Here is a 17,327-nt window from a genome sequence, read left to right as displayed (position 1 = left end):
GGCGGCGCGCGCCGGGCGGCCCGGGGCCGTCACGACCGTCCCGACGCCGGGGACGGCGCTGACCAGGCCCTCGCGGCGCAGCTCGGAGAGGACCTTGCTCGCGGTGGCCATGGCCACGTCCCACTGCCGGGTGATCTCGCGGGTCGACGGCACGCGGTCGCCCGGCGCCAGTTCGCCCGTCTCGATCCGCCGCCGCAGCTCCGCCGTGATCTGGCTGTAGCGCGGTACCGCCCGTCCGCCCACCGACATCCTCCGCACTAGTGCACCTGGATGACCGCCATCCTAGCCGCCGACCCGGGGCTATCCGCGCGAACCTGTGCTCGCCCCGGCTCACCGTACTAGTGCGCTATCTTGTAAGCCCCTACGTAACTAGGGGATTTTTGGCTTGTCGGCGGCTTGCGTACGGCGTACATTCACGGCATGGCAAACAACGGGATACTCATCAGCGGTGCCGGCATCGCAGGGCCGGCGCTGGCGTACTGGCTACGCAGGGCCGGCTTCGCCGTCACGGTCGTGGAGCGCGCTCCGGCGCCCCGGCCGGGCGGGCAGACCGTGGACCTGCGCGGCGCGGGCCGCACCGTGATCGAACGGATGGGCCTGATGGAACGGGCCAGGGCGGAGAGCGTCGACCAGCGCGGCCTCGCCCTCGTCGACGCCTCCGGCCGCACCACCGCCCGGATGCCCGCCGACGCCTTCGGGGGCGAGGGGATCGTCTCCGAGATCGAGATCCTGCGCGGAGACCTCGCCCGTCTGCTGTACGAGGCCACCCTGCCGGACACGGAGTACCTCTTCGACGACACCATCACCGGGATCGACCAGGGCGCGGCCGCGGACACCGTCACCGTCACCTTCGAGAAGGCCCCGCCACGCCGGTTCGCGCTCGTCGTCGGCGCGGACGGGCCGCACTCCGCGGTGCGCGCACTGGCCTTCGGCCCGGAACGGGACCTCGTCCGCCCGCTCGGCCTCTACACGGCCTGGTTCACCGCCACCGAGCACGACTGGGACCTCGACGGCTGGTACCTGATGCACAACGCGCCCGGCGGCCTGGTCGCCTCGGCCCGGCCCGGCCGCCTCCCCGGCGAGATCAAGGCCGGCTTCAGCTTCCGGTCGCAGCCGATCGCGTACGACCGCCGCGACACCGCCGCCCAACGGGAGCTCGTGGCACGGCGCTTCGCCCATGTCGGCTGGGAGGTCCCGCGCCTGCTGCGGGCGATGCGCACCGCCCCCGACTTCTTCCTCGACTCCATGGGCCAGGTCCGCCTCGACGGCTGGTCGCGCGGCCGCGTGGCGCTGCTCGGCGACGCCGGATACTGCGCGACCCCGCTGACCGGACTCGGCACCAGCCTGGCCCTGGTCGGCGCCTACGTCCTGGCCGGCGAACTCGCCGCCGCCGGGGGCGACCACACCGTCGCCTTCCGCCGCTACGACACCGTCCTGCGCCCCTACGTGACCCGGGCCCAGCAGCTGCCGCCCGGCGGCGCCGGCGGGTACGCGCCGTCGAGCCGGCTCGGCATCCGGCTGCGCGACCTGTCCATGCGCTCGATGACCCGCCGGCCGATGCGGAACCTGTTCGCCGGGCAGTTCGCCAAGGCCGGGGACATCGCCCTGCCGGAGTACGGTCTCGCCGCCGGTGCCGGGGCGCCGCCCGCGTCATTCCCGGCAGGTCCGTCGAAACGCGGTCAATCCGAGGGTGTGTGATGCGTCCCGGCCCAGATCCACCCGGGCAGGGCTGTTGATGGATCGGCCGTCCGGCAGCGAAGGTGGTCACCGCACCCCGGAGCCGCGCGCCCGCTCCGGAAGTGCTCCCCCTCGCAACGGGTTGCGGGCACCCCGGGCACCCCCGGTCCTCGCCCCGCCTCCGGCCCGTCGCGTCCCCGTCGGAGAGGAGCAACGCGCATGTCCACCACCCCCTCACTTCCCCGCAGGAAGCCCGGTGCCAGCGGACGGACCTTCGACCTGGAGGAGCCGGAGCCGGGAACGCCGAGACTTGCCCTGCGCGCCCGTGCCGCCGAAGGGTGGGCGCGGTTCATGCGGCGCACCGAGATCGACCTCCGGCAGGAAGCCGGGGAGTGCCCTCCCGACGGCCACTGACCGGCGGTCGCCCAAGGACGGCCGGCGGCCGGGAGGGTCAGCCGGTCGCGGCCTTCTTCCGCAGCGTGAGGGCGGCGCCGGCGAAGGTCATGGCGAGCAGCAGGGGTATGACCACGCCGCTCGGGCTGTCCCCGAAGAGCGGGGCGACCAGGGCGAGTACCAGCAGGATGCCCACTGCCGCCCAGGTGATCGTTTCGTTCGTCTTCATTGCGATTTCCTTTCCGTTGTGCAGAAGATGATCTTATCTATCGGCGGGGCCGGATCAGCCGAGGACGAGCGGGAGTTGCGCGCGGAGGGCGCCGCCCAGTGCGGCTTCCTCGGCGGCGGTCGGCGGCCGGCGCCCCGTGCCGATCAGCAGCGCGTCCCGGTCGGACAGCGAGGCGGGGAAGGCGGCGCCGGCGATCCGTTCCAGTGCCGTGCGCGCCGCCGCGAGGGTTTCGGCGGGCGGCGGCGGGGCGGACGGCAGGTACATGATCAGGTCGAGGTGGTGCAGCGTCCATTCGAGGACGTACGCGGACAGGTAGTCGGCGACGGTCAGCACCTCGCCCTGGGTGCTGACGCGGGCGGCGGGATCGGCGAGTCCGGCGGCCCGGCCTGCGGCGGAGCCGACGTCGTCGAGGTGGAAGGTGAGCCACCGCGGCTCGCCGTACGCCGCTGCCAGCCGGGGGACCAGGGCGTCGAGCGGGTCCTCCCCGGTCGGCGGGTCGACGAGCTTCCAATAGCTGACGGCGTCCACGGTCGGCTCGGCCGCGGACGGCGTGACCAGGGTGATCAGGACGTCCTGGGCATCGATGACCAGGTGGCACACCAGGTCCCGCACGAGCCAGCCGGCACAGCCGGACGGCCGCTCGAAGTCCTGGTCCGGGAGTGCGGCGACCGCCGCGCGCAGGGCCGTCCACGAACGCGAGAAGAGGTCCATGCCGGCACGGTAGCGCCCTGCCGCCGCCCCGGACGACGAGGCGTGCAACGGCCGTTGGCCACCCCTCCCCGCCCCACGAAAACCGCTTGCCCGCGGGCGGAGGCGGCGGATGCAATGGCCGGCATGGAAGACGCCACCGCATGAACGCGAACACGAAGCCGTCGACGCCCGGAGCGCAGCGGACCGACGGCCCGGCCGTCCGGATCGGCGCTCTCGTCCCGCTGACCCGCCCCGGCTGGGTCGAGGCAGGCCGGCACCTGCTCGCCGGGCTGGAGCTGGCCGTCCACGAGGTCAACGAGGCCGGCGGGATCGCCGGACGGCCCCTGGAGCTGCTGGTCCGGGACACCGCCGCCGACCCCGGGAGGGCCGAGGCGGCCGTGGACGAACTGGCAGGGCTGGGCGTGGCCGCCGTGGCGGGGGAGTACCACAGCGTCGTCGCCCGCGCCGCCGCCACCCGGGCCGACGCCCTCGGCCTGCCGTTCCTCTGCTCGTCGGCGGTACTCGACACGCTCACCGGACAGCCGACGGAACGGGTCGCGCGCCTCGCCCCCGCACAGTCCCACGGCTGGCGGACCTACGCCGACTTCCTCCTCGGCGCGGGCCACCGCCGGATCGCCGTCGCCGCCGACCCGAGCGTCTACTGGGCGTCCGGGACGCGCATCCTGCGGGACCGCCTCGCTCCGCGGGGCGCCACCGTCACCGAACTCGACATGCGCACCCTCACCCCCGCAGCCGTGTGCGAGGAACTCCTCGCCCGTCGGGCGACCGCGCTGCTCCTCCTGGTCGGGCACCCGGAACCGGCGGTACCGGTCGTCAGGGCCGTCCGCCGCGACCGGCGCCTCGCCGACCTCCTCATCGGCGCCCCCGCCGGCCAGCCGGAGTTCGCCGAATGGGCGGCCCTGCTGGGCGAGGACGGCGCCGGGATCCCGTTCCTGCGCTACCTGCCCGAGCGCCTCGGTCCGCACGGCGAGCGCGTCGGGACGGCCCTGCGCGAGCGGCTGGGCGAAGCGCCCTCCTTCGTCGCCTTCGAGGGCTACGACACGATCGCCGTCCTCGCCGAGGCCCTGCGCTCCCACGGCACGGACGACCGGGCGCGCACCGCCGAAGCCTGGCCGCACGTCGTGGTCGACGGCACCCGGGGGCAGATCCGGTTCTCCCGCGTGCCCGGCATCGGCGTCTGGCAATGGGCATGGCCGCCGGTCCGGATCGCCGACCGGGACCCGGCCCACCCCGATCGCTTCCGGGTCCTCCACTCCGGCTGAGAAGGCGGCCCGCCGGTCAGCCCGCGGGCGGCGCCGCCGTCATCGGAGCCGGGTCCTCGACGACGGTGACGCCGACGCCCGCGAGCAGCCGAAGGACGTCGTCCACGTACGGGGTCTCGCCCGCCGTGTCCACGGTCACCGCGGCGAGGGCGCTCCGGGCCACGCCGGCTTCGTGCCAGACCAGCGTGAACGGCGAGGGCGGCCGATCGCCGCCGCACGGGCAGCCCCGCAGGGTGTGCCAGCACTGGGGGTAGTGGCCGCCGGGGCCCGCCACCGCCTCGCCGATCGCGCACAGCAGCCCCGGCACATCGGTGACGTGCCGGCCGTCGAGGTGCCGTACGGGGCCGGGCAGGGGCCGGCCGGCGTCCTGACGGGCGGCGGTGAAGGCCGCCCACTCGGCCCGCCCCTCCGACGGGAACGCGGCCCACGCGCCGGGCTCGGCCGGCGGACCCTCGAACCAGGCCTCCCACACCGGCCGGGCCGCCGGGACGGGCCGGTCGGCGGGGCCCTCGGCCAGCCACAGGTCCACCAGGGCCCCGCCGAGCACGGACGGGCGGGAGGCGAGCACCCGCAGCGGCATGGGCTCCGGGTGGCGCATGACCCGGCCGCTCCGGTCCACGGCGAGCAGCGCGACGCGATCACCGTCGCCGCGGGGCCGCACCAGCCGGCGCAGCAACGACTCGCCGGGCTCACAGCCGATCAGCCGCAGGGGCGGCGACGCGGGGAAGGGCCGGTCGCCGTACAGGCCCTCGACCCGTCGGCACCCGCCCAGGCTCCCCCCGCCCGGCCCGTTGAACAGCCGCCATTCGGCGTCCGCGGGCTCGCCGCGCCGCACGGGCCCGTCGACCTCCGCCTCGACGACCAGGTCGAACAGGGAGGCGTCCTCGCCGGACGGCCCGCAGCCCACCAGGACGGGGGCGAGCAGCTCCCAGTGGTCGTCGCCGTAGGCGTCGAACGGGTCGCCCCCGGGGTCGGCCCCGGGCACCGGGAAGTCCACGATGAGACCGAGCGCCCCCAGGTCGACGGGCTCGCCCGGCCGGCGGCGGGAACGCTCGGCCGCCTTGAGCAGCCGGCCGGTCGGGGCGCAGCCCACGAGCGTCAGCCGCTCCCGGCGCGGGGCCGGATCGACGAACAGCCCGTCGACCCCGGCGCAGCGCGCCCAGACGGTCAGCTCGCCGTCCCACTCCTCGCTGACCAGCACGTACTTGAGCGGAAGCGCCCGCTCCCAGGTCCAGACCCTCTCCTCGATCACCACCACCGCACCCTAACGGCAGGGCCACGGCGGGACCGCTCAGCCCCCGGCGCGGTCCAGCCGCACCGCGCTCTCCAGCAGCAGCGCGTGCACGAACGCCTGCGGCAGGTTGCCCCGCAGCTGACGGCTCTCCACGTCGTACTCCTCGGCGAACAGACCGGCCGCACCGGCGGCCGTGCGGGTCCGCTCGAACCAGCGGCCCGCCGCCACCGGCCTGCCGTGCACCAGGCAGGCCGAGGCCATCAGGAACCCGCACAGCAGGAACGCGCCCTCCGCCTCGCCCAGCGGGCCGTCGCCCTGCCGGAACCGGTACACGAACCCGTCCACGGCCAGCTCCCGCGCCACGGCCTCCCGCGTGGCGGCCCCGGCCGGGTCCCCGTCCGGCCAGTACGGCGAGGCCAGCGGCCGCAGCAGGGCCGCGTCGGGGCCGGGGTCCGTGGCCGAACGCTGCCAGCGGCCCCCGGGGTGCAGGCAGCGCCGGCGCGCGGTGCGCAGGATCGTGTCCGCCAGCCCGGCCCAGCGGTCCGCGGCCGGCCCGCCGATCTCCCGCGCGGCCGCCCGCAGCCCGGTCACCGCCGCCAGCCGGGAGTGCGTCCACCAGGCCGTCTCCAGCTCCCACAGCCCGGCGTCCGGGCGGTCCCAGTACTCCTCCAGGGCCTGCCCGGCCACCTCCGCCGCCCGTACCCCGTCTTCGGGCAGGCGGTCGTGGCGGGCCGCGGTCGCGAGGAGCTCCAGTGCCTCCCCGAAGGTGTCGAGCTGGAACTGGGACCCGGCGTCGTTGCCGATCCGGTCCGCCGCGCCCGGGTACCCGCACAGCGGCAGCCGGTGCTCGGGCGGCACCGGCGAGCCGTCGGTACGGTAGGCGGGCCGCAGCCCGGGGCCGTCCGCGAGCACCCGCTCGGTGACCACGCGCACCGCGGCGTCCGCCAGCGGGTGCGGGCCGTGCAGGGCCACCGCCTGGCCCGCGTAGCACTGGTCGCGCAGCCAGGCGTACCGGTAGTCGTAGTCCCGGTCCGCGTCGGCGTGTTCGGGCAAGGAGGTGGTCGCCGCCGCCACCATCGCACCGGTCCGCGGGCTGGTGAGGCCGGTGAGGACGGCGTACGCCTGGCGTACGTCCCGGGCCGCCGTCAGCCCCGTGCAGGAGGGCACGGCCGCCGCCCAGAAGTCCTCCGTGCGCCGCCACGCGGATTCCGCGTCGACGGGGGCGCCGAGCGGCCGGTCGCCGATCTCCAGCACCAGGTCCCGTACCCCGCCCTCGCGGACGTCCAGGACGGCGTCCAGCTCCCCGTCCGGCCCGGTGCGCGCCCCGGCCAGGCCCCGCAGCCGCACCCGCAGCGCCCCGCCCGTCCCCTCCCACAGGTCCCCGCCGGCCCGGCGGAGCACCGGCGCGGGCGCGCTGCCGTAGTCCCCGCGCACCGCCAGCCGTACGGTCATCCGCGCGCCGCCCGTCACGGCCCGGATCCGCCGCAGCAGCACCACCCGGTGCGGCTCGGCCGGGGCGGCCAGGGCCTCCCGGCACTCCACGACGGCGTCGGGCATCGTCCAGCGGGCCGTCCGGATCAGCGAGCCCCCGGCGTACGCGCCGCCCGACACCTTCCAGGAAGGCTCGGGGCGCACGGTGAACGCGCCCGCGCCGCCGATCAGTTCGGAGAACACCGCCGGATCGTCCCAGCCGGGCACGCACAGCCACACCACGTCCCCCTCCGGCCCGGTCAGCGCGCCGCGCTCCCCGTCGGCCAGCAGGGCGTAGTCCCGCAGCGGCCTCGGGACGTGGCGGGGCCCGGGGCGGGATCCGGTACGACGGCCGTCCGTGGTGCTCACCCCTCTCGCTCTGCCCGGCGGCTACCCGGACGGCACGGGCTTACGCGGGGCCGGCCGCGCCTCAGGCCACCCGGTACTCCTCGACGCCGCTGCGGCGCAGCGCGAGCCCCAGCCCCGGCGCTCCCGAGGCCGCCGGCCGGACCGTCCCCCCGGACGGGTCCAGCAGCCCCTCGCCCTCGAAGAGCAGGGGCTCCAGCCGGGCGTGGTCGTGGAACCACTCGATGTGCCGGAACCCCGGTACGGAGGCCGCCGGATGGGCGTGGACGTGCGGTGCGCAGTGCGCCGACAGCCCCAGTCCCTGGGACCGCGCGAGCGCCGCGACCCGCAGCCACTCGGTGATCCCGCCGCAGCGGGTGGCGTCGGCCTGCAGGCAGTCCACCGCCCCGGCCGCCGTCATCCGCGCGAAGTAGGGCAGGTCGTACCCGTACTCCCCGGCCGCCACGTCGCAGTCCAGACGGTCGCGCAGCTGCCGCAGCCCCGCCAGGTCGTCCGAGGACACAGGCTCCTCGAACCAGCGCACCCCGTACGCGGCGAGCTCGCGGCCCACCCGCAGTGCCTGGCCGCGCGCGTACGCGCCGTTGGCGTCCACGTACAGCTCGGCCTCCGGGCCGATCACCTCCCGGGCCAGCGCGACCCGGGACAGGTCGCGGCCGGTGGCGCGGCCCCGGTCCTGCCCGATCTTGATCTTCACGCGGGGGATGTGCAGGCCGTGGACCCACCTCTCCAGCTGCGCCCTCAGCCGGGGTTCCGGGTCCGAGGTGAACCCGCCGCTCCCGTACACCGGCACCTCCGGGCACGCCGCCCCCAGCAGGTCGGCCAGCGGCAGCCCCAGCAGGCGGGCCTTGAGGTCCCACAGGGCGATGTCCACCGCCGAGATCGCGCACGAGGCGATCCCCGGGCGTCCCGCGTTGCGCACCGCCCGGCACATCGCCTCGTGCAGCCCCGGCACCCCGAAGGCGTCGCGGCCCGACACCACGTCCACCAGCAGCTCCCGGACCACCTCCGCGGTCGCGGCCGGGGCGTAGGTCCAGCCGGTGCCGCGCAGCCCCCCGGCGTCGGCCTCCACCACCACCGCGGTCGTGGACTCCCAGGCCAGGGTGCCGTCGGCCTCCGGGGCCTCGGTCGGCACCGTGTACGCGGCCACCGAGATCCGCTCCACCGGGGTGTCTCCGCAGCCGTTCCGCGAACGCATCGGGGCCTCCTCGCCTCCTCGCCGTGGACCCACCGCGCCTACCCCCGGGCACCGCCCGCAGTCCCGTCCGGCCCACAGGGGGTGTGCGCACCGGCCGGCGGGGTAGGCGCGGAGCGGACCAGTGCCACGCCGCACGGGAGGAACCGGAAGCAATGAACGACCGGCACGCTTCCGCACGTCCGGCTCCCGGGCCGCGATCCGACCGGGGCCGGCACGAGAGCACGGAGGAACGGGCCGACCGGCAGTGGCAGGAGCTGATGCAGGAGATCAGGGTCGCCCAGACGGGCGTCCAGATCCTCTTCGGCTTCCTGCTGACGGTCGCCTTCACCCAGCAGTTCCAGGGCCTCTCGCACACCGACAGGTCGATCTACATCGGAACGGTGGTGCTCGGCTCGCTGGCCACCGGCGCCCTCATCGGGCCCGTGGCCTTCCACCGGATCGTCTCGGGGCGCCGGATCAAACCCGAGGCGGTGATCTGGGCCGCGCGGCTCACCTTCACCGGGCTCGTGCTGCTGCTCGCCACCTTCACCTCCGCGCTCGTCCTGGTCCTGCGCGTGGCCACAAGCGGGGCGGTCGTCCCCATCCTGGTCGGCGGGGTGGTGGCCTGGTACCTGCTGTGCTGGTTCGCGCTGCCGCTGTGGGCGCGGGAGCGGCACACCGACGAGAAGTGAGGAGCCGGCCATGTCCACCGACGCGATCGTGATGCTCAGGGAGGACCACCGGCAGATCAGGAAGCTGATCCGCACCTACCGGGCCGCGGGCGAGGCGGCCCCCGCGCCCGCCGCCGGAACGCGCCACACGGCCGCCGACCCGGCCGCCAAGGCCGAGGCGGTCGGCGAGCTCCTGCACCTGCTGAGCGTCCACACGTACGTCGAGGACGAGGTCATGTACCCGGGCGTGCGCCGGCTGCTGCCGGAGACCGGGAACACCGTCCTCGCCTTCCACGAGGAGCACCACGTCGCGGACCTCCTCGCGGGCGAACTCGCCGGCATGGACCCCGGTGACGAGGCGTACGACGCCAAGGCCAAGGTGCTGATGGACGCCGTCGAACGGCACATGGCGGCGGAGGAGGGCGACTGGTTCCCCCAGGTCCGCCACGCCGTCGGCCGCAAGGAACTGCAGGGCATCGGCCTGCGCATGGCGGAGGCGCGCGAACGCGCCCCGGAAGGCCCGCACCGTCCGCTGCTGCGCAGGCTCAGCGACGCCGTGACCGGCGCGCGTTAGGCCGGACACCCCCTAGTCGTCCCGGAGGGAACCCGAAGCCATGGACACGTCCCACAGCCGCCCCCGCCAGACCGTGGTGATCACCGGAGCCAGCGCCGGCGTCGGCCGTGCCACGGCCCGCGCGTTCGCGGCGCGCGGCGCCCGGGTGGCGCTGATCGCCCGGGGCCGCGCCGGTCTCGAAGCGGCGGCGAACGAGGTGGCGCAGGCGGGCGGCACCCCGCTCGTCCTGCCCGCCGACGTCGCCGACGCCGCCCAGGTCGCCGCGGCGGCGGACCGGGTGGAGGCCGCGTTCGGGCCCGTCGACGTGTGGGTCAACGTGGCCTTCACCACCGTCTTCGCACCGTTCGAGGAGATCCGGCCCGAGGAGTTCCGGCGGGTCACGGAGGTCACCTACCTCGGCTACGTCCACGGCACGAGGGCCGCGCTGGACCGGATGCTGCCCCGGAACTCGGGGACGATCGTCCAGGTCGGATCCGTCCTCGGCGAGCGCGCCATCCCGCTGCAGTCCGCGTACTGCGGCGCCAAGCACGCCGTCCAGGGCTTCACCTCCGCCGTCCGCACCGAGCTGCTGCACCGCGGCAGCCGGGTGAAGGTGACGGTGGTCCAGCTGCCGGCCGTCAACACCCCGCAGTTCTCCTGGGGCCTGTCGCGGATGCCGCGCCGCCCGCAGCCCGTCCCGCCGATCTACCAGCCGGAGGTGGCCGCCCGCGCCATCGTCCACGCGGCCGACCATCCCGGGCGCCGCATGTACACCGTGGGCGGTGCCGGCCTCGTCACCCTGATGGCCAACCGGATCGCCCCCGGCCTGCTGGACCGCTACCTGGCCCGTACCGGGTACGACTCCCAGCAGACCTCCGTCCCGGACGGCGACATGCGCCCCCACAACCTGTGGCGCCCCCTCGACGGCACCGGCGGCCGGGACTTCGGCGCCCACGGCTCCTTCGACGACCGCTCCCACGCCCGCTCCGCAGAGGCCTGGGCCGCCCGCCGCCCCCGCCTGCTGTGGACCGGCGCGGCGGTGACGGCGACGGCCCTCACCCTGGCGGCCCTGCGCCGGCACAGGACCACATGCCGCTGAGCCCCGCTCACCACGGGCCCCCGCGCACCCCGCTCGGAGCGCCCCGTTCCGGACGGCCCGCCGGGGGCGGGCCGTCCAGGGCGAGGGCGAGGGCCTCCGCCAGGTGCAGGGCCCGGCGTCCCGTGCCGCCCTGCTCGATCTGCGTGCGGCAGCTGAAGCCGTCCGCCAGGACGAAGGCGTCGGCGGCGGTGGCGCGCACGGCGGGCAGCACGCCCTGCTCGGCGATGGCCATGGACAGCTCGTAGTGCCCGCGCTCGAAGCCGAAGTTCCCGGCCAGCCCGCAGCAGCCGGCGTCCAGCACGTCGGCGTCGAGCCCGGCGCGCCGCATCAGCTCCCGGTCCGGCCCCGTGCCGAGCTCGGCGTACTGGTGGCAGTGGGTCTGCACGGTCGCCGCCCGTCCCGTCCGCGGCGGACGCCACCCGCCGGGGGCGTGGTGGACGAGCTGCTCGGCGAACGTACGCGTCTGCGCGGCCAGCCGCCGGACCTCCTCGTCCCCGGCGAGCAGCTCGGGCGCGTCGGACCGCAGCGCGGCCGCGCACGAGGGCTCCAGCGCGACCACCGGCGTACCGGCCTCCAGCCACGGGCGCAGGATCCGCGTGGTGCGCTCCAGTACGCGGCGGGCGGTCCCCAGCTGGCCGGTGGAGATCCACGTCAGGCCGCAGCAGAGCGCACCGGCGGGCACCGTCACGCGGAAGCCCGCGTCCTCCAGGACGCGGACGGCGGCGCGGGCGACGTGCGGGTGGAAGTGGTTGGTGAAGGTGTCCGGCCACAGCAGCACCGTGCGCGGGTCATCCGGACGGGGGACGGGACGGTCCGCGCGCCGCCAGGCTTCCTGGAAGGACTCGGCGGCGAACGCCGGCGCCGCCCGGCGCGGGTCCACGCCCGCCGCGAGCTTCCCCAGCCCGCTCAGGACCGGCGCCCGCAGGGCGGCGTTGACCAGGCCGGGGCTCGTGCGCGCGAGCCGCGCCCACAGCGGCAGCCAGCCCAGGGAGTAGTGCGACGGCGGCCGCGGCCGCCACCGGTAGTGGTGGGCGAGGAACTCGGCCTTGTACGTGGCCATGTCCACCCCCACCGGGCAGTCGGACGCGCAGCCCTTGCAGGACAGGCACAGGTCGAGCGCGTCGCGCACCTCGGTGGAGCGCCACCCGCCGGAGACGGGGGAGTCCCCGTGCCCGTCCAGCATCTCGAACAGCAGCCGCGCCCGGCCGCGCGTGGAGTGCTCCTCCTCCAGCGTGGCCCGGTACGAGGGGCACATCACCCCGCCCTCGTGGGTACGGCAGTTGCCGATGCCCACGCACCGCTGCACGGCCCGCTTGAAGTCGTGCCCGTCCTCGGAGTACGCGAAGTACGTCCCCCGGTGCGGCCGGGGCCGCCAGCCGGGGCCCAGGCGCAGGTCGGCGTCGACCCGGTGCGGGTCGACCACCTTCCCCGGGTTCATCCGGTTCCCGGGGTCGAAGAGCGCCTTGACCTCGCCCATCGCCTCCACGAGCGCCGGGCCGAACATGCGCGGCAGGAGCTCGCCGCGGGCCTGCCCGTCGCCGTGCTCCCCCGACAGCGACCCGCCGTACGAGGACACCAGCTCGGCCGCGTCGAAGAGGAACGCCCGGAACGCCGCCACGCCCCCGGCGTCGCGCAGCCCGAACGGGATCCGGGTGTGCACGCAGCCCTGGCCGAAGTGCCCGTACAGGGAGGCCTGCTGGTAGCCGTACCGCCGGAACAGCCGCTCCAGGTCGCGCAGGTAGTCGCCCAGCCGCTCGGGCGGGACGGCGGAGTCCTCCCAGCCCTCCCAGGTCTCCGAGCCGTCGGGCGGCCGGGCGGTCACCCCGAGGCCGGCCTCCCGTGCCTTGAGGAACTCCTGCTCCCGGGGCGGGTCGTCGGAGAAGGCCACCGAGGGGTCGTCCTCGGCGCGGCCGAGGGCGCGCAGCAGCCCGTACGCCTGCCCGTCCACCTCCTCCTCGCTCCCGCCGGTGAACTGGACGAGGAGCCAGGCGTCTCCGTCGGGCAGCAGCTCCAGCGAGTGGAGGTGGACGTGCTCCTCGCGCATCAGCTGGGCCATGCGGCCGTCGACCGCTTCCAGCTGGGCGGGCCGGCTGTGCTCCAGTACGGCGGGGACGGCGTCGGCGGCGGCGTAGACGTCCTCGAAGCCGAGGACCAGCAGGGCCTCCGCGGCCGGCACCTCGACCAGGGCGAGTTCCGCCCGCAGGACGGTCACCAGGGTGCCCTCGCTGCCCACCAGGGCCCGGGCCACGTCGAAGCCGTTCTCCGGGAGCAGGGCGTCCAGGTTGTACCCCGACACCCGCCGGGGGATCTTCGGGTAGCCCCGGCGGATCTCGGCGAGGTGGCGAGCGGCGATGTCCTTCAGCCCCCGGTGGAGCCGGGCGCGGGCGCCGCCGCCGGCCAGGATCCGCTCGTACTCCTCAGGGCCGGTGGGACCGGCCCAGAAGCGGTCCCCGGCGTAGGTGAGGACCTCCAGGCGCCGCACGTTGTCGGCGGTCTTGCCGTAGGCCTGGGCCGAGGCCCCGCAGCTGTTGTTGCCGATCATCCCGCCGAGCGTGCAGTGGCTGTGCGTGGCCGGTTTGGGCCCGAACTTCAGCCCGTACGGCTCCAGTTGCCGGTTGAGCTCGTCCAGGGCGATACCGGGTTCGACGACGCAGCTGCGCGCCCCCGGGTCCACCGAGACGAGCCGGTCGCAGTACTTGGTCCAGTCGACGACCACGGCCGTGTTGGTGCACTGCCCGCCCAGGCTCGTCCCGCCGCCCCGGGACAGGACGGGCGCGGAGAAGCGGGCGCAGACCGCGACCGCCCGGGCCCCGGCCTCCACCGAGCGGGGCAGGACCACCCCGAGCGGGACCTGCCGGTAGTTGGAGGCGTCGGTCGAGTACGCGCCCCGGCTGCCCGCGTCGAAGCGGACCTCGCCGTCCACCTCGGCCCGCAGGGCGCGTTCCAGCCCCGCGAGGTCGACCGGGCCGCCGACAGCCGCCATCAGTCCGCCCCTCCGGGCAGGAAGTCCTGGACCTTCGCCTTCAGCCCCTGGCGCACCACGGATCCGCGGTCGCTGTCACCGTGGAGCACCGCCTTGGCGGAGGCCTTGATCTGCTCCCAGGTGGCATGCGGCGGGATCGGCGGCACGGCCGGGTCCGTCCGGAAGTCGATGACGAACGGCCGGTCCGCCGCCAGGGCCTGCCGCCAGGCCGGTTCCACGTCCTCGGGCCGCTCCACGCGTACCCCGCCGAGGCCGAACAGGGCGGCCACCTGGGCGTACGGGACGTCCGGGATGGCCTGGGAGGCCTCGAACTGGGGGGCGCCCTGCATGGCGCGCATCTCCCAGGTGACCTGGTTCAGGTCCTGGTTGTTCAGAACCGCCACCACCAGCCGCGGATCCGACCACTCCGCGTAGTACTTCGCGGCGGTGATGAGCTCCGCCATCCCGTTCATCTGCATGGCCCCGTCGCCGACGAGCGCGATCCCGGGGCGGTCGGGGTGGGCGAACTTGGCGCCGATCAGGTACGGCACCCCGGGGCCCATCGTCGCGAGGGTGCCGGAGAGAGAGCCGCGCATGCCTTCGCGCATCCGCAGGTGCCGGGCGTACCAGTTGGCCGCCGAACCGGAGTCCGCGGTGATGATCGCGTCCTCCGGTAGCAGCGCGTCCAGCGCATGGACCACGTACTCGGGGTTGATCGGGTCGGCGGTCACCCGGGAGCGCCGCTCCATCACCTCCCACCAGCGCTCCGTCCCGGCCTCGATGCCGTCGCGCCAGGCACCGTCGCGGCGCCGGTCCAGCAGCGGGAGCAGGCGGCGCAGGGTTTCGGCGGCGTCACCGACGAGGTTCAGCTCGAAGGGGTAGCGCAGCCCGACCAAGGTCGGCTCGATGTCGATCTGCACGGCGCGGGCCTGACCGAACTCCGGCAGGAACTGCGTGTAGGGGAAGCTGGAGCCGACCACCAGCAGGGTGTCGCAGTCCCGCATCATCTCGTACGAGGGCCGCGTGCCCAGCAGGCCGATCGACCCGGTGACGTACGGCAGGGTGTCGGGCAGCGCGTCCTTGCCCAGCAGCGCCTTCGCGACGCCGGCGCCGAGGAGGTCGGCGACCTGCTCGACCTCCGCGCGGGCGTGCCGGGCACCCTGCCCGATGAGGATCGCGGGCCGCTCGCCGGCGTTGAGGATCCGCGCCGCCCGCTCCAGTTCCTCGTCGGCGGGGACGGGAGCGTAGCGGGCGACACCGAGGCTGGAGGGGACCTGCTTGAACGCGTGCGCGGGCGCCTCGTGGTCGAGTTCCTGCACGTCGGCGGGGATGATCACGGCCGTCACGGTGCGGCGGGTCGCGGCGATGCGCAGGGCCCTGTCCAGGACGTTGGGCAGCTGCTCGGGGACCGTGACCATCTGGCAGAACTCGGAGGCCACGTCCTTGTAGAGGGAGAGCAGGTCCACCTCCTGCTGGTACGAGCCGCCCATCGCGCTGCGGTCGGTCTGCCCCACGATCGCGACCACCGGGACGTGGTCGAGCTTCGCGTCGTACAGCCCGTTGAGCAGGTGGATGGCCCCGGGGCCGGAGGTCGCCGCGCACACCCCGGTCCGGCCTGAGAACTTCGCGTAGCCGACGGCCTGGAAGGCGGCCATCTCCTCGTGCCGGGCCTGGATGAACCGGGGCTGGTCCTTCGCCCGCCCCCAGGCGGCGAGGAGCCCGTTGATCCCGTCTCCGGGATAGGCGAAGACGTGCTCGACGTCCCACTCCCGCAGGCGCTGCAACACGTAGTCGGCTACCTTCATCGTCCTGTTCCCTCCTGCTCGTCGCCGTCGGACGCGTCGTGCCGCGGCCCCGGGCCGTGACTCCCTCCGGGACGGCGGAACGCGCCGGGCCTGCCGGCCCCTGGCTGCGCCTGCCCGGGCCCGCACCCACGAAACGCGGCCGCCGTTTGGGCGGCGGGGCCGGGGGAAGGCGCGCGGGCAGCGGAAGCGCGCCGCCGGCCACCGCCCGGGCGCCGGACGCCGGCCCCGGCCGTCTCCGTACCGGGCCGGCGCGGCCCGGTGTCCGTTCCGTACGAACCGGAGGCGCGCAGATGAACCGCCGCCCAGAGCGTTCCCCGTCCGGGCCCGGCCCGGACCGGCTCCTCGCGATCTACCTCAACGACCACCTGGCGGGCTCGGCCGCCGGAGCGGCCCTCGTACGCCGTATGACCCGTGCCCACCGGGGCACCCGCACGGGCCGGATCCTGGACGAACTCCGGGGCCAGATCGACGAGGACCGCGACAGCCTGCGGCAGATCATGGCCCGGCTGGGCGTGTCCGAGAAGCGGGTCCGGAGCATGATGGCGCGCCTCGGCGAAAAGGCGGGCCACCTGAAACCCAACGCACGGCTCGTCCGCCGTTCACCCCTCAGCGACGTGCTCGAACTGGAGATGCTGCGGCTCGGAGTTGAGGGCAAACTCGCCCTGTGGCGCGCCCTGTCGATCACCGCCCGCCGGGACCCGCGGATCGACGGTGACGCCGTCGGACTCCTCGCCGTCCGCGCCGGCCGGCAGATCGACGCGCTGGAGGAGCTGCGCGCCGACGCCGTCGCCCGCACCTTCGCACCACCCCAGCCCAGCCCCGACCGCCGACGCCTCGCCACCGCCTGAACCCGTTCCCCCGGCGGAGGCACGGCCCCGCGCGCACGACCGGAAGGACGCTGTCCCACCATGACCACCAGCACGGACCACCGGCCGCGAGCCGCCCTCTTCGACCTCGACGGCACCCTCGTCGACACCAACTACCTGCACGCCCTGACCTGGTGGCAGGCCCTGCACCAGAACGGGCACGACGTCCCCATGGCCCGCATCCACCGGGCCATCGGCATGGGCGGCGACCGCATCCTGGAACACCTCCTGGGCGCCGAGCACGACCACCGCAACGACCAGCGGCTGCGGGACGCCCACCACGCCCTGTACGCCGCCTGGTTCGACTCCCTCCCCGTCCTGGACCGGGCCCCCGACCTGCTCCGCGCGATCGCCGCGCGGGGGCTGCGGATCGTCCTGGCGAGTTCCGCCTCCGCCGACGAGGTCGAGGCCATCCGCTCGGCGCTCGGTGTGGACGACGTGATCGCCGGCGCCACCTCCGCCGACGACGTCGACCGGTCCAAACCCGCCCCCGACCTGGTCCAGCAGGCGCTCGCCCTGATCGACGCCGCCCCGGAGGAGGCCGTGTTCGTCGGCGACACCGTCTGGGACGTCAAGGCCGCCGCCCGCGCCGGCGTCCCCTGCGTCGGCCTCCTCACGGGCGGCATCTCGGAGGCCGAACTCACCGCCGCGGGACCGGTCACCGTCTACCGCGACCCGCCGGAACTCCTCCGCGCCCTCGACTCCAGCCCCCTGATCCGCCAGGCCCTGCCGGCCGGGGGATGAGCCGGGCGCGCCCGCGGCGGCCGACCGGGGCGGGGGGGCGGGGGGCCCCGCCCCGGGCGCCGCGGCCGCCCCGGCCCCCCGGGCGGGGGGGGGCCCCCGCGCCCCCCGCGC

16 protein-coding genes are annotated in these 17,327 nt (G+C 75.5%); 8 read left to right on the top strand and 8 right to left on the bottom strand.

Annotated features, from left to right (window positions below):
• A partial coding sequence (locus tag AB0F18_RS33130; RefSeq protein WP_362067384.1) for a winged helix-turn-helix domain-containing protein occupies positions 1-249 on the bottom strand: 249 nt, incomplete at its 3' end.
• A 171-nt stretch (positions 250-420) separates the two neighbouring features.
• Between AB0F18_RS33130 and AB0F18_RS33125 the strand changes: the two genes are divergently transcribed.
• Both AB0F18_RS33125 and AB0F18_RS33120 read left to right on the top strand, forming a co-directional pair.
• Complete coding sequence (locus AB0F18_RS33125; RefSeq protein ID WP_362067383.1) at positions 421-1,698, top strand: FAD-dependent monooxygenase; 1,278 nt, start codon at positions 421-423, stop codon at positions 1,696-1,698.
• Between the two features lie 198 nt (positions 1,699-1,896).
• Complete coding sequence (locus tag AB0F18_RS33120; RefSeq protein ID WP_362067381.1) at positions 1,897-2,091, top strand: hypothetical protein; 195 nt, start codon at positions 1,897-1,899, stop codon at positions 2,089-2,091.
• A gap of 37 nt (positions 2,092-2,128) precedes the next feature.
• On the opposite strand, the gene AB0F18_RS33115 is transcribed toward AB0F18_RS33120, so the two are convergent.
• Together AB0F18_RS33115 and AB0F18_RS33110 are read right to left on the bottom strand one after the other, a co-directional pair.
• Entirely contained in the window at positions 2,129-2,299 is a 171-nt protein-coding gene (locus AB0F18_RS33115) for a hypothetical protein (RefSeq protein ID WP_362067380.1), read from the bottom strand.
• A gap of 54 nt (positions 2,300-2,353) precedes the next feature.
• A complete protein-coding gene (locus AB0F18_RS33110) occupies positions 2,354-3,010 on the bottom strand; it encodes a maleylpyruvate isomerase N-terminal domain-containing protein (RefSeq protein ID WP_362067378.1) in 657 nt (218 codons plus the stop codon).
• 140 nt (positions 3,011-3,150) lie between these two features.
• Between AB0F18_RS33110 and AB0F18_RS33105 the strand changes: the two genes are divergently transcribed.
• The gene (locus AB0F18_RS33105; protein ID WP_362067376.1) at positions 3,151-4,272 is read left to right on the top strand and encodes an ABC transporter substrate-binding protein; all 1,122 of its coding nucleotides are present in this window, start codon (positions 3,151-3,153) and stop codon (positions 4,270-4,272) included.
• Between the two features lie 16 nt (positions 4,273-4,288).
• Here the strand turns inward: AB0F18_RS33105 and AB0F18_RS33100 are convergent, their stop codons facing one another.
• The 3 genes from AB0F18_RS33100 to AB0F18_RS33090 form a co-directional block, all read right to left on the bottom strand.
• Positions 4,289-5,527 (bottom strand): hypothetical protein, encoded by a 1,239-nt coding sequence (locus AB0F18_RS33100; RefSeq protein WP_362067374.1) that lies wholly within the window; start codon positions 5,525-5,527, stop codon positions 4,289-4,291.
• A gap of 36 nt (positions 5,528-5,563) precedes the next feature.
• A complete protein-coding gene (locus tag AB0F18_RS33095) occupies positions 5,564-7,345 on the bottom strand; it encodes a glycoside hydrolase family 15 protein (RefSeq protein WP_362067372.1) in 1,782 nt (593 codons plus the stop codon).
• Positions 7,346-7,406: 61 nt separating this feature from the next.
• On the bottom strand, positions 7,407-8,537 hold the full coding sequence (locus AB0F18_RS33090) for an enolase C-terminal domain-like protein (RefSeq protein ID WP_362067370.1): 1,131 nt from the start codon (positions 8,535-8,537) through the stop codon (positions 7,407-7,409).
• 152 nt (positions 8,538-8,689) lie between these two features.
• Here AB0F18_RS33090 and AB0F18_RS33085 point away from each other — a divergent pair, with 152 nt between their 5' ends.
• The 3 genes from AB0F18_RS33085 to AB0F18_RS33075 are packed head-to-tail and all read left to right on the top strand — an operon-like array spanning position 8,690 to position 10,839.
• Positions 8,690-9,208 carry a DUF6328 family protein gene (locus AB0F18_RS33085; RefSeq protein WP_362067368.1) on the top strand — a complete coding sequence of 173 codons (519 nt, stop codon included), beginning with the start codon at positions 8,690-8,692 and terminating at the stop codon, positions 9,206-9,208.
• Positions 9,209-9,218: 10 nt separating this feature from the next.
• The gene (locus AB0F18_RS33080; protein WP_362067366.1) at positions 9,219-9,761 is read left to right on the top strand and encodes a hemerythrin domain-containing protein; all 543 of its coding nucleotides are present in this window, start codon (positions 9,219-9,221) and stop codon (positions 9,759-9,761) included.
• Between the two features lie 40 nt (positions 9,762-9,801).
• Positions 9,802-10,839, top strand: a complete 1,038-nt coding sequence (locus AB0F18_RS33075) for an SDR family oxidoreductase (protein ID WP_362067364.1) — start codon at positions 9,802-9,804, stop codon at positions 10,837-10,839.
• Between the two features lie 7 nt (positions 10,840-10,846).
• On the opposite strand, the gene AB0F18_RS33070 is transcribed toward AB0F18_RS33075, so the two are convergent.
• Both AB0F18_RS33070 and AB0F18_RS33065 read right to left on the bottom strand, forming a co-directional pair.
• A complete protein-coding gene (locus AB0F18_RS33070) occupies positions 10,847-13,822 on the bottom strand; it encodes an FAD-linked oxidase C-terminal domain-containing protein (protein WP_362067362.1) in 2,976 nt (991 codons plus the stop codon).
• Entirely contained in the window at positions 13,822-15,606 is a 1,785-nt protein-coding gene (locus AB0F18_RS33065) for a thiamine pyrophosphate-requiring protein (protein WP_362067360.1), read from the bottom strand. The genes AB0F18_RS33070 and AB0F18_RS33065 overlap by 1 nt, the downstream gene beginning before the upstream one ends.
• A gap of 290 nt (positions 15,607-15,896) precedes the next feature.
• Here AB0F18_RS33065 and AB0F18_RS33060 point away from each other — a divergent pair, with 290 nt between their 5' ends.
• Together AB0F18_RS33060 and AB0F18_RS33055 are read left to right on the top strand one after the other, a co-directional pair.
• The gene (locus AB0F18_RS33060; protein ID WP_362067358.1) at positions 15,897-16,454 is read left to right on the top strand and encodes a hypothetical protein; all 558 of its coding nucleotides are present in this window, start codon (positions 15,897-15,899) and stop codon (positions 16,452-16,454) included.
• A gap of 60 nt (positions 16,455-16,514) precedes the next feature.
• Positions 16,515-17,216: an HAD family hydrolase gene (locus AB0F18_RS33055; RefSeq protein ID WP_362067356.1), complete on the top strand. Its 702-nt coding sequence runs from the start codon at positions 16,515-16,517 to the stop codon at positions 17,214-17,216.
• The last annotated feature ends 111 nt before the right edge of the window (positions 17,217-17,327 follow it).

Origin of the sequence: Streptomyces sp. NPDC029216 (assembly GCF_040648015.1) — a bacterium.
Lineage (GTDB): Bacteria > Actinomycetota > Actinomycetes > Streptomycetales > Streptomycetaceae > Streptomyces.
This window is presented reverse-complemented; position numbering and strand designations above follow the sequence as displayed.